Here is an 11033-nt window from a genome sequence, read left to right on the forward strand (position 1 = left end):
TGGGCGGCAGGCTGTGCGCGTGGGTCATCCGTGCACCAACCGTGTCGCCGTGGGTAACTGTGCGCGTGCTCTCGGCTGCCGGGCCCGCCGGGCGGGCGGGGTGACCGAGGCGCCCCCACTCCCCCCTCCCGAACGGAACCACGCATGCGCAGTCCCGCTCTCGCCGCCTTCACCATGGCGGTCGCGCTCCCCCTGACCGGCCTGGCCGCCACCGGCACCGCCGTCGCGCAGTCGTCCCCCTCCCAGCGGGTGCCGATCAACGAGTGCGAAGGCGTCCCGAAGGTCTACGACACCGGCGCGGACCAGTTCCTCTGCACCCGGCGGGAGCTCGGCCCGGTCACCCTGCCGACGAGCCCGGTGCTGAAGGCGCTGCTGAAGGACTACGACCGGCTGGGCGGGGTGACACCGGCCCGGTTCCTGGACTGGTACCGGGACTGGCGGGGCTGGAAGTACCCGGACCACAACGGCTTCACCGCCAACGGCGGCAACCTCGACATGACCGAGGTGACCCTGCCGACGGGCAAGAAGCTCGACCGCTTCGGCAGCAACGACCGCGGCAGGTTCCTGGCCCCCGGCGGCACGCGGTTCGCCGAGCGCGCCCTCCCGCCGGACTCCCTCAACGGGGGCGAGGCCAACTACCACTGCTTCGAGGTGCGGAAGGCGTTCAAGGTCCAGCAGGGCCACATCGCGGGCGCCTTCTCGCAGCCCGGCAACGGCCTCCAGCAGTGGCTCGACCCGGACCTCAAGCCGAACGACCCCTCCCTGACGACCTTCGACGTGAGCGGCCTGATCACGGCGGGCTACCTGAAGGAGCACACGGACAAGAGCTACTGCCTGAGGGGGAACAGCGGGTCCTGACACCCGCCCGGACGGACGGAAGGGGCGGCGCGCGGACGGCGACCGGCGCGCCGCCCCTTCCCGCGCCGCCGCCCCGCGGACGGGGGGCGGGGGAAGCGGCGGAGTAAGGCCCGCCTAGGCTGTGGAGGCAAGCAAAACGGGCGAACCGGACCCACCCAGGGTCGTGACGAGGGAAAGCGGGACCCGCCGATGGGCGACGGAATGTCAGGGATGCACCACCACGGCGGAATGACCGAGCTGGGCCCCTTCTCCCTCTCCAACGTCATGACCTGGTCCCCCGACTGGGTCTTCCTGATCGGCAGCCTGGCCGGCCTGGCGCTGTACGGCGCGGGCGTCGTCCGGCTGTACCGGCGCGGCGACCGCTGGCCGATCGGCCGGTCGGTCGGCTGGGCGGCGGGCATCGGCTCGGTGATCCTGGTCACCTGCACCGGCCTGAACGACTACGGCATGGTGCTCTTCAGCGCGCACATGATGCAGCACATGGTGCTCTCGATGCTGTCGCCGATCCTGCTGCTGCTCGGCGCGCCCATCACGCTGGCGCTGCGGGCGCTGCGCCCGGCCGGCAAGGGCCGGCCGCGCGGGCCGCGCGAGCTGCTGGTGGCCCTGCTGCACAGCACCTACGTCAAGGTCGTCTCGCACCCGGGCTTCACCATCCCGCTGTTCATCGCGAGCCTCTACGGGGTCTACTTCACCCCACTGTTCGACTTCCTCATGCAGTACCGGCTCGGGCACATCTTCATGATGGTGCACTTCCTCGCCGCCGGACTGGCGTTCTTCTGGCCGATCATGGGCGTGGACCCGGGCCCGCACCGGCCTGGCCACGTGATGCGGATCATCGAGCTGTTCATGGGGATGCCGTTCCACGCCTTCTTCGGGGTCGCGGTGATGATGGCCAGCCACCCGCTGGTGACCACCTTCACCGAGGAGGGAGCGCCTCCGGGGACGAAGCTGCTGGACGACCAGAAGCTGGCCGGTGGCATCACCTGGGCGTTCGGCGAGATCCCGACCGCGATCGTGCTGATCGCGCTGGTCTACCAGTGGATGCGGTCCGAGCAGCGGGTGTCCCGCCGCCGCGACCGCGCCGAGGACCGCAGCGGCGACGCCGAGCTGGCCGCGTACAACGCCTACCTGGCCTCGCTGGACAAGCGCGGCCAGCGGGCCGCCCCGGCACCGGCGGCCGACGCGGGCTGACCGGCCGCGCCGGCACCGCCCCCGACACCGTGACGAAGCCCCCGCCCCACCGGCGGGGGCTTCGTCGTCCCCGGCCGCCGTCCCCGGCCGCAGGCTCCCTGGCGGCTCAGGCCTTCCAGCCGTTCTGGCGGGCGAGGCCGGCCACCAGGATGTCCAGACCGAACTCGAACCGCTCGTCACCGACGTTGCGGGTGAGCGCCCCCGCCATCGAGGTGATCATCGGATAGCGGTCGGCGGGGATGGTGCCGAAGTACTCCCGCACCTGGTCGGTGTAGTCCTGGGAGTTCCCGCCCCCACGCGTGGACGCCTCGAAGGTGGTCGCCGTGGTGTAGAGCCCGAGCACGTCGACCCCGTACGCGGCGGTCTGCTCGTCGAGGCCGCCCGCGCGCAGGATGCCGAGCATGGACTCGGCGATGTCCATGGCGTGCGGGGTGGTGGGCACATTGGCCACCACCGCCGCCCGGGCGAGGTCCCGGTGCGCCAGCAGGGCGTCCCGGGAGCGGCGCATCAGTCGCTTGATCTGCTCCTGCCAGTCGGCCGCGTCGGGCTCCTCGAGTTCGATCTCGGAGTAGGCCAGGTCGAGGACCTGCTCGACCAGCTCCTCCTTGCCGCCGATGTGGGCGTAGAGGCTCGCGGCGCCGGTGTCGAGCTCCTGGCCGACCCGCCGCATGCTCAGCGCGTCCATGCCCTCGGCGTCGACGATCCGCAGCGCCGCCTCGACGATCCGCTCGCGACTCAGCGGCTGGCGCTTGGCCGGCGCCTTCTCCTTCTCCTGCCAGTGCGCTGGCCAGCTCGGACGCGGGGCGGCACTGGTCATCGGGGCTCCTTCGTGGTCGGCGACGAGTCCCAGCGTACTTGACACGAACGCCGTTCCATGGGAAAACACTGTTCGTCGAAGAAAACAGTGTTCGTTCAGGCGAACAGAGTTCGCCCCAGTCCCAGTGCCAGTCCCAGCCCCGGATCCCGGAGAGCCCCCTCATGACCAGTCAGACCGCCCCACCCCCGGCCGCCACCGCGGCGGAGCCCGAACCGGCCGGATACCGGCTGCGCTGGGCCGCCCTCGCCGTGATCCTGGCCGCCGAGGTGATGGACCTCCTCGACACCACGATCGTCGGCGTGGCCTCCCCCGCCATCCAGCGCGACTTCGGCGGGGGCGACGCGCAGATCCAGTGGATCTCCGCCTCCTACACGCTCGCCTTCGCCGTGCTGCTGATCACCGGCGGCCGGCTCGGCGACCTCTTCGGCCGCAAGCGCCTGTTCGTCCTCGGTGCGGCCGGCTTCACGCTCGCCTCCGTCCTCTGCGCGGCCGCCACCGGCGCGGGCACCCTGATCGCCGCCCGGACCGTCCAGGGCCTGTTCGCCGCACTGCTGATCCCGCAGGGGCTCGGCCTGATCAAGGCGATGTTCCCGCCCAAGGAGATCGGCGCCGCCTTCGGGCTGTTCGGGCCGATCCTCGGGCTCTCCTCCGTCCTCGGCCCCACCCTCGGCGGCTACCTCACCGACGCCGACTGGTTCGGCACCGGCTGGCGGATGGTCTTCCTGATCAACCTGCCGCTCGGGCTGCTCGCCGTGGTGGCCGCCGTCAGGATCCTGCCCGCCAACCGGACCACCCGGGCGGAGGGCGCCGGCCGGCTCGACCCGGTGGGCGTGCTGCTGCTCAGCACCGCCGTCCTGCTGCTGGTCTACCCGCTGGTCCAGGGCCGCGAGCTGGGCTGGCCGCTCTGGACGTACCTGGCCATGGCCGTCTCGCTGCCGGTGCTCCGCCTCTTCGCCCTCCACCAGCGCGGCGTGCTGCGGCGCGGGGGCACCCCGCTGATCGAGCCCTCGCTGTTCGCCAAGCGGGCCTTCACCTCGGCGCTCGCCACCGGCCTGGTCTTCTTCGCCGCGCTCTCCGGCCTGCTGCTGACCTTCACCCTCTACCTCCAGCTCGGCCTCGGCTGGACGTCGCTGCACTCCGGCCTGAGCATGATCCCGCTCTCGCTCGGCATCGTGGCCGGCGCCGTGCTCTCCGGCGGCGTCCTCGGCCCCCGCTACGGCCGCCGGGTGCTGCACGCCGGGATGGCGGTCGCCGCCACCGGCGCGCTCGGGCTCTGGGTCTCGGTGGAGCACTGGGCCGGCGGCCTGACCAGCTGGGCGCTGATCCCCGCGCTGCTGCTCACCGGATTCGGACTCGGCCTGATCATGGCGCCGTTCTTCGACATCGCCCTGGCCGGTGTGGAGGACGCCGAGACCGGCTCGGCCTCCGGCGTGCTCAACGCGCAGCAGCAGCTCGGCGGCTCGATCGGGGTCGCCCTGCTCGGCACCGCGTTCTTCGGCTGGGCCGGTCCGGAGGGCTTCCGGCACGCGGCCGGCTGGACCTTCGGCCTCAGCGCGGGCCTGCTCGCGCTGGCCTTCCTGGTGGCCTTCCTGCTGCCCCGCCACGCCCGCCCGCACGAGGAGGGGTGAGCCCGCCTCCGGCCCCTTCCCGCCCCATCACCTGCGCCGTCGCCCGCCGGGACCAGCCCGGCAGGCGGCGGCGCCCGCGCGTGTGCGCCCGGGGGGTGTTGGCAGAGTCCCGCCGGGCCCGCGACGCCGCGACCTTGCCGACACCGCCTAGGATCCGGGCATGCAAGCGCTTCTGATGGCCGCCCTGCTCGCCGTGGTCCTGCTCTCCCGGATCCAGGAACCGAGACGGTTGGGCAACGGGGTGCTGATCGGCCTGATCGGCGTCTGCGCGGCGCTCGGCACGGTGAGCGCGGTCGGCCACTTCTCCTCGTCGGCCGCGAGCGCCGTCACCGCCGGGGTGGCCGGCGCGGTCTGGCTGAGCGGGCTGGTCGCGGCCGCCCTGCTGGTGGCCAACGGGGTCACCATGGTCCGGCGGGAGGGCACCCGGCCGGCCAGCCTGCTGTCCCTGCTCGCCGGCGCCGCCCTGCTCGCCCTGCTCGGGCTGCTGCTCTCGGCCACCTACCTCAGCGTCCGGGCGCTGCGCGCGGCGGCCGGCGCCGCCGTCCTGCTCGGCGGCTACGGCGCCTTCCTGCTGCTCTGCTTCCTCGGGTACACCCTGCTGTACCGGCGCCTCGCCCCCCGGCCCGGCGCCGACTACCTGGTGGTGCTGGGCGCCGGGCTGAACGGCTGCGAGGTGCCGCCGCTGCTGGCCGCCCGGCTGGACCGGGCGATGGCGCTCTACCGCGCCGAGGAGGCCGCCGGACACGCACCGCTGATGCTGGTGACCGGCGGCAAGGGCCCGGACGAGAGCTGCACCGAGGCCTCGGCGATGGCGGACCACCTGGTCGCCGCCGGCTGCCCGCGGGAGCGGATCCGGCTGGAGGAGAAGGCCACCAGCACCACCGAGAACCTCGCCTTCAGCCGCGAGCTGATGGAGCGCGAACGGCCCGGCTACCACTGCACCGTGGTGACCAGCAGCTTCCACGTGCTGCGCTCCGCCGTGACCACCCGCCGGGCCGGGGTGCCGGGGCAGGTCGTCGGCGCGCCGACGGCCGGGTACTACTGGCCCAGCGCCGTCCTGCGCGAGGTGGTCGCGACGGGCCTGATGTACCCCCGGGCGAACGCCGTCGCCGTGCTGCTGCTCGCGACGGCGGGGGCGGTGGTGGGCTGGCGGTGGTGAGCCGCCCGGCCGCCCGCCCCGCCGGACGCGGAGAGGCCCCCGGGTCCGCGAACGGACCCGGGGGCCTCCCGGTACGGCTCGGTGCCGGCCTGGTGCCGACTCCGCCCGGCTGGGATCAGCCGAGGTTGGCGAGCGCCTCGTTGAAGGTCTTCGAGGGACGCATCACGGCCGCGGCCTTGGCCGGGTCGGGCTGGTAGTAGCCGCCGATGTCGACCGGCGAGCCCTGCACGGCGATGAGCTCCTCGACGATGACCTGCTCCTGTCCGGCCAGCGCCTCGGCCAGACCGGCGAACGCCTGGGCCAGCTCGGCGTCGGCGGTCTGCCCGGCCAGCTCCTGGGACCAGTACAGGGCCAGGTAGAAGTGGCTGCCGCGGTTGTCGATGCCGCCGAGGCGACGGCTCGGCGACTTGTCCTCGTTGAGGAAGGTGCCGGTGGCGCGGTCCAGCGTGTCGGCCAGCACCTGGGCGCGGGCGTTGTCGGTGGTCTGGGCCAGGTGCTCGAAGCTGGCGGCCAGCGCGAAGAACTCGCCCAGGCTGTCCCAGCGCAGGTAGTCCTCCTTGACCAGCTGCTGGACGTGCTTCGGGGCGGAGCCGCCGGCGCCGGTCTCGAACAGGCCGCCGCCGTTCATCAGCGGGACGACCGACAGCATCTTGGCGCTGGTGCCCAGCTCCAGGATCGGGAAGAGGTCGGTGAGGTAGTCGCGCAGCACGTTGCCGGTGACCGAGATGGTGTTCTCGCCGCGGCGGATGCGCTCCAGCGAGAACTTGGTGGCCTCGACCGGGGTCTTGATCTCGATCTGCAGACCGGCCGTGTCGTGCTCCGGCAGGTAGGTCTTGACCTTCTCGATCAGCACGGCGTCGTGCGCGCGGTTCTCGTCCAGCCAGAAGACGGCCGGGTCGCCGGTGGCGCGGGCGCGGGTGACGGCCAGCTTGACCCAGTCCTGGATCGGCAGGTCCTTGGTCTGGCAGGCGCGGAAGATGTCGCCGGCGTCGACGGCCTGCTCCAGCACGACGTTGCCCTCGTCGTCGACGAGCCGGACGGTGCCGGCGGCGGCGATCTCGAAGGTCTTGTCGTGGCTGCCGTACTCCTCGGCCGCCTGGGCCATCAGGCCGACGTTCGGCACCGAGCCGATGGTGGCCGGGTCGAGGGCGCCGTGGGCGCGGCAGTCGTCGATGACGGCCTGGTACACGCCGGAGTAGCTGCTGTCCGGCAGCACGGCCAGGGTGTCGGCCTCGTTGCCGTCCGGGCCCCACATGTGGCCGGAGGTGCGGATCATGGCCGGCATCGAGGCGTCGACGATGACGTCGCTCGGCACGTGCAGGTTGGTGATGCCCTTGTCGGAGTCGACCATGGCCAGGGCCGGGCCCTCGGCCAGCTCGGCCTCGAAGGAGGCCTTGATCTCGGCGCCGTTCTCCAGCTTCTCCAGGCCGCCCAGGATGCCGCCGAGGCCGTTGTTCGGGTTCAGACCGGCCGCGGCCAGCGCCTCGCCGTACTTGGCGAAGGTGTTCGGGAAGAAGGCGCGGACCACGTGGCCGAAGATGATCGGGTCGGAGACCTTCATCATGGTGGCCTTGAGGTGCACCGAGAACAGCACGCCCTCGCTCTTGGCGCGGGCGACCTGGGCCGCCAGGAACTCGTGCAGCGCGGCGACGTGCAGCACCGAGGCGTCGACGACCTCGCCGGCCAGGACCGGGACGGACGGACGCAGCACGGTGGTGGTGCCGTCCTCGGCGACCAGCTCGATGCGCAGCGAGCCGGCCGAGGAGACCACCGCGGACTTCTCGGTGGACCGGAAGTCGTTCGCGCCCATGGTCGCGACGTTGGTCTTGGAGTCGGCCGACCAGGCGCCCATGCGGTGCGGGTGCGTCTTGGCGTAGTTCTTGACCGACGCGGGGGCACGGCGGTCGGAGTTGCCCTCGCGCAGGACGGGGTTGACCGCGCTGCCCTTGACCTTGTCGTAGCGGGCCCGGACGTCCTTGTCCTCGTCCGTCTGCGGGTCGTCCGGGTAGTCCGGCAGCGCGTAGCCCTGCGCCTGGAGCTCGGCGACCGCCGCCTTCAGCTGCGGGATGGAGGCCGAGATGTTCGGCAGCTTGATGATGTTGGCGCTCGGGGTCTTGGCGAGTTCGCCCAGCTCGGCGAGGGCGTCCTCGATCCGCTGGCCCTCCTCCAGACGCTCCGGGAAGCTCGCGATGATCCGCCCGGCGAGGGAGATGTCGCGGGTCTCCACCCGCACACCCGCCGTCGAGGCGTAAGCCTGCACCACAGGCAGGAACGAGTACGTTGCCAGGGCCGGCGCCTCGTCGGTGTGCGTATAGATGATGGTCGAGTCAGTCATCGGTACTCCGCTTCACGTCTCCAACGTCTTGATGTCAAGATATCTCGTGTTCGCCCCTTCGCTCCACCTCCCCCCGCACCGGAGTGCGCTCCAGCGCCCGGGCGGGCCGGCGGCGGTCAGCTCCACCGTCGTCCCGGGGCGGGCGCCGGGCAAGCGGAGCAGCGGGGCGCGGGCCCGCGGAACCCCCCGCTGGCGGCCTCACCGGTGCGCGGCGAGCCGGGCGTCGAACTCGGCCTCGTCGGCGAGGAACCAGAGCTGGCCGCCCCGGTTGCTCTCCCGGACGAAGTCCCGCAGCGGGCCGCTGCCGTCGGTGTGGCGGGAGATGTCACCGACGACGGCCAGGCCGAGCCGGTAGGTGGCGAACTTCTGCACGATCCCGCCCGCGATCCGGGTGCTGAGGCGGAAGAAGTCCTCCTCGAAGCGCTCGGCGGGCACCACGACCCAGGCCGCGCCGGCCGCGAACGCGTCACCGATCAGATCGGTGGCATCCCGTTCGTCGCGCACCGGCGGGCCGTCGGCGGGCAGGCGCAGGACGGTGACGGCGGACTCAGACATCGGCGTTCTCCCCGATCAGTGCGTTGACGATGGCGAGCAGCTCGGCCGTGTCGGCCAGACCCCCGAGGATGACCACCTTGAGCGTCGAGCGCTGCTCGTCGTGCAGGGTCTGGACCCGTAGCGGTCCGTCCTCGCGCGGGCCCGCGACGGCCGCCATCAGGGTGTTGGCCAGCCGGGCGGCCTCCACCGTCCCGATCGCGTCGATCTGCACGATGGTCGAGGCCTCGGCGTGGCGCCGCTCCTCGGCCGGCGCGGGCGCGGGGGCACCGGTGAACTCCGCGAGGTCCTGGGCGGTGATCCGGTACTGCTTGCCGATCCTGGTCGCCCGGAGGCGGCCGTCCCGGACGTAGCCGCGCACCGTGCGCACGTGCAGGTCCAGCAGTTCGGCCACCTGTTCCACCGAGTAGTAGGGCGCCACCAGGCCTCACTTCCTTCGATCTTCCTTATCATTACGCAAACTACCACGATGTTCGGCCACATAGGGAAGGAAAGGGAAGGCGTGATCGGAGGGAAGTCCCGGGACCGTCAGGACTCCGTCAACACAGCACCGCATTCGGTCAACGCCGCGTCAGGGGAGCGACCGACGGCCCGCCGCCGCCCTAGCGTCGGAGTGAGCAGTTCCCGCAGGCCCCACCACTCCTTGGGAGCACCGCATGGCCCCCGTCGTCTGGCACGTCCCGGTCACCGTCACCGGATCCACCACCGCCCTCCGGCTCTTCCGCCTGCGCGACGGCCGTCGCTGCGCGGTGGGCTTCGCCACCACCGAGGCGCTGACCGCGCTCCTCGGACCGGACCAGGCGTGCACCGAACTCGCCGAGCCCGCGCTGCGGGCGCTCGCCGCGCCGCTCGGCGTGGACGCCCTGGTCCTGGATCCACGGCTGGTGGCACCGCCCGTCGCCAAGCCCGCCCGGGAGGCCGCGGCCGACACGCCCGCCGGGCCCACCGGCCCCACCGCGGCGGCTGTCCGGACCGAGCTCCAGCACCGGTGACGGCGCTCCGGCTCGTCCCCGGCGCCCGGTCGCCCGAACCGGACCGGCGGGCCGCCGGCCCGGGACAGCGCTCCCCCGGGCCGGCGGCCCGGCCCGGGGGAACCCCGCACCCCGGCGGCGGGCGGCCCCTGCACGCCCTGGTCCGGGTCGGCTTCGGCCCCGTACCGCTCGACTTCGACCGGCTCGCCGCCGAGTTCCCGGCCATCCGGAGCGGGTTCGCGCTGGCCGGCGGCGCCGACCTCGAACTGCGGCTCGTCTGCGGCGGCCCCCAGGAGTTGCGCGCGATCTCCACCGCGCTGCTCCGGGCCGGCGCGGTGCGGGTCCAGGTCGACCTCGTGCTGCGCGCCCTGACACCTGCTCCACCGACGCTGCGGCCGGTGCCTTAGGGCCGCCCGCGCCCCACCGTCGACCGGGCGGGGCGCGGGCGCCGGCCGGTCAGCCGCTCTCGCGGGTGAGCAGCGCGATCGCGGCCAGCAGCAGGGCGGAGCCCGCCAGCAGGGCCGGGGTCACCGGCTCGCCGAAGCAGACGGTGGCGAGCAGCGCGGCGGTCGCCGGCTCCAGCAGCACCAGCACGGCGGCCGTCGCCCCGCGCACGGCCGTCAGACCGGTGAAGTACCAGCGGTAGGCGAGCAGTGTGGGGACGGTCCCCAGGAAGAGCAGCGCGCCCGCCGTCAGCGCCGGACCGCCCGCGGTCGGCAGCACCCCGTCGGCCGCGGCCAGGGGCAGCAGGCAGAGCATGCCGGTGGTGAAGGCGCCGACGTCCGCCCGGGCGGAACCGCCGCCGCGGGCCCAGAGGGTGAGGCCGCTCTGCCCGGCGCCCGCCAGGACGGCGAGCGCGACGCCGAGCACCGGCCGCGGGCCGGCCGCCGGGGCGGCGACCAGCAGGACCAGCCCGCCCAGCGCGACCGCCATCGCGGCCGAGGCCCGCACGGTGAGCCGCTCACCGAGCAGCAGATGGGCACCGAGACTGGTCAGGACGGGCCCCGCACCGATGGTGACCAGGGTGCCGAGGCCGAGACCGGCGTACTGCACCGAGCCGAAGTAGGCGCACTGGCTCACCGCCAGCCCGAGCCCGGTGAGCAGAGCCGCGCCGCGCGCACCGGCGCGCCCCCGGCGGGCGGGGAGGAGGGCCAGGCAGCCGGCCGCGACGGCGAACCGCCAGAAGCAGACGGCCACCGGGCCGAGCCCGGTGGTTCGCAGCAGCAGCGCGGCGGCGGCGCCGCCCAGGCCCCAGGCGACGGCGGCGGCCGAGATGGACAGCAGGCCGTGCCGGAGCGGCACGGCGGAACGAGTGGTCATGCGTTGGTTCTCCACGATGGTGGGCCGGTGACGTCCGCGGTCGACGCGGGCGGCATCCAGCGGCCCGGTGGCGACGGCGCCGCCGGGCGGGGAATCGTGGAGCGCGCCCGCTAGCTGTATTGACCCGCAGGGTTGTTCACGCGGGTGATCGGGGGTTGTCCTCCGAGTGCGGTGTGGCTGCGATGGTAGTTGTAGGCGTGGA

General features: G+C 73.3%; 11 protein-coding genes. 6 read left to right on the top strand and 5 right to left on the bottom strand.

The annotated features are described in order from the left end of the window. Positions 1–144 precede the first annotated feature (144 nt). Both ACZ4UX_RS30260 and ACZ4UX_RS30265 read left to right on the top strand, forming a co-directional pair. Positions 145–858 (top strand): TNT domain-containing protein, encoded by a 714-nt coding sequence (locus tag ACZ4UX_RS30260; RefSeq protein ID WP_465708969.1) that lies wholly within the window; start codon positions 145–147, stop codon positions 856–858. A 210-nt stretch (positions 859–1068) separates the two neighbouring features. Then, the gene (locus ACZ4UX_RS30265; RefSeq protein ID WP_329492364.1) at positions 1069–2049 is read left to right on the top strand and encodes a cytochrome c oxidase assembly protein; all 981 of its coding nucleotides are present in this window, start codon (positions 1069–1071) and stop codon (positions 2047–2049) included. A gap of 106 nt (positions 2050–2155) precedes the next feature. Here the strand turns inward: ACZ4UX_RS30265 and ACZ4UX_RS30270 are convergent, their stop codons facing one another. Beyond that, positions 2156–2866, bottom strand: a complete 711-nt coding sequence (locus tag ACZ4UX_RS30270) for a TetR/AcrR family transcriptional regulator (RefSeq protein ID WP_465708970.1) — start codon at positions 2864–2866, stop codon at positions 2156–2158. 161 nt (positions 2867–3027) lie between these two features. Here ACZ4UX_RS30270 and ACZ4UX_RS30275 point away from each other — a divergent pair, with 161 nt between their 5' ends. Together ACZ4UX_RS30275 and ACZ4UX_RS30280 are read left to right on the top strand one after the other, a co-directional pair. Next, positions 3028–4494 (top strand): MFS transporter, encoded by a 1467-nt coding sequence (locus ACZ4UX_RS30275; RefSeq protein WP_465708971.1) that lies wholly within the window; start codon positions 3028–3030, stop codon positions 4492–4494. Positions 4495–4654: 160 nt separating this feature from the next. After that, the gene (locus tag ACZ4UX_RS30280) at positions 4655–5653 is read left to right on the top strand and encodes a YdcF family protein (RefSeq protein ID WP_329490996.1); all 999 of its coding nucleotides are present in this window, start codon (positions 4655–4657) and stop codon (positions 5651–5653) included. 115 nt (positions 5654–5768) lie between these two features. Here the strand turns inward: ACZ4UX_RS30280 and ACZ4UX_RS30285 are convergent, their stop codons facing one another. The 3 genes from ACZ4UX_RS30285 to ACZ4UX_RS30295 all read right to left on the bottom strand — a co-directional run bounded on the left by ACZ4UX_RS30285 (position 5769) and on the right by ACZ4UX_RS30295 (position 8961). Next, positions 5769–7988, bottom strand: a complete 2220-nt coding sequence (locus ACZ4UX_RS30285) for an NADP-dependent isocitrate dehydrogenase (protein WP_465708972.1) — start codon at positions 7986–7988, stop codon at positions 5769–5771. 198 nt (positions 7989–8186) lie between these two features. Beyond that, the gene (locus ACZ4UX_RS30290; protein WP_329490994.1) at positions 8187–8543 is read right to left on the bottom strand and encodes a DUF4180 domain-containing protein; all 357 of its coding nucleotides are present in this window, start codon (positions 8541–8543) and stop codon (positions 8187–8189) included. Beyond that, positions 8536–8961: a helix-turn-helix domain-containing protein gene (locus ACZ4UX_RS30295; RefSeq protein ID WP_465708973.1), complete on the bottom strand. Its 426-nt coding sequence runs from the start codon at positions 8959–8961 to the stop codon at positions 8536–8538. Before ACZ4UX_RS30295 ends, ACZ4UX_RS30290 begins: the two co-directional genes overlap by 8 nt. A gap of 235 nt (positions 8962–9196) precedes the next feature. On the opposite strand from ACZ4UX_RS30295, the gene ACZ4UX_RS30300 reads away from it, so the two are divergent. After that, positions 9197–9532 carry an SAV_915 family protein gene (locus ACZ4UX_RS30300; RefSeq protein WP_465708974.1) on the top strand — a complete coding sequence of 112 codons (336 nt, stop codon included), beginning with the start codon at positions 9197–9199 and terminating at the stop codon, positions 9530–9532. After that, the gene (locus tag ACZ4UX_RS30305) at positions 9529–9918 is read left to right on the top strand and encodes a hypothetical protein (RefSeq protein WP_465708975.1); all 390 of its coding nucleotides are present in this window, start codon (positions 9529–9531) and stop codon (positions 9916–9918) included. Before ACZ4UX_RS30300 ends, ACZ4UX_RS30305 begins: the two co-directional genes overlap by 4 nt. A 49-nt stretch (positions 9919–9967) precedes the next feature. On the opposite strand, the gene ACZ4UX_RS30310 is transcribed toward ACZ4UX_RS30305, so the two are convergent. Further along, complete coding sequence (locus ACZ4UX_RS30310; RefSeq protein WP_465708976.1) at positions 9968–10831, bottom strand: DMT family transporter; 864 nt, start codon at positions 10829–10831, stop codon at positions 9968–9970. Positions 10832–11033: the final 202 nt, after the last annotated feature.

It is taken from the genome of Kitasatospora sp. NPDC028961, from assembly GCF_055564815.1.

Coding starts and splice junctions, on each gene's coding strand:
- ACZ4UX_RS30260 (WP_465708969.1), top strand. CDS start 145: ATGCGCAGTCCCGCTCTCGCCGCCTTCACCATGGCGGTCGCGCTCCCC.
- ACZ4UX_RS30300 (WP_465708974.1), top strand. CDS start 9,197: ATGGCCCCCGTCGTCTGGCACGTCCCGGTCACCGTCACCGGATCCACC.
- ACZ4UX_RS30270 (WP_465708970.1), bottom strand. CDS start 2,866: ATGACCAGTGCCGCCCCGCGTCCGAGCTGGCCAGCGCACTGGCAGGAG.
- ACZ4UX_RS30290 (WP_329490994.1), bottom strand. CDS start 8,543: ATGTCTGAGTCCGCCGTCACCGTCCTGCGCCTGCCCGCCGACGGCCCG.
- ACZ4UX_RS30280 (WP_329490996.1), top strand. CDS start 4,655: ATGCAAGCGCTTCTGATGGCCGCCCTGCTCGCCGTGGTCCTGCTCTCC.
- ACZ4UX_RS30285 (WP_465708972.1), bottom strand. CDS start 7,988: ATGACTGACTCGACCATCATCTATACGCACACCGACGAGGCGCCGGCC.
- ACZ4UX_RS30310 (WP_465708976.1), bottom strand. CDS start 10,831: ATGACCACTCGTTCCGCCGTGCCGCTCCGGCACGGCCTGCTGTCCATC.
- ACZ4UX_RS30275 (WP_465708971.1), top strand. CDS start 3,028: ATGACCAGTCAGACCGCCCCACCCCCGGCCGCCACCGCGGCGGAGCCC.
- ACZ4UX_RS30265 (WP_329492364.1), top strand. CDS start 1,069: ATGCACCACCACGGCGGAATGACCGAGCTGGGCCCCTTCTCCCTCTCC.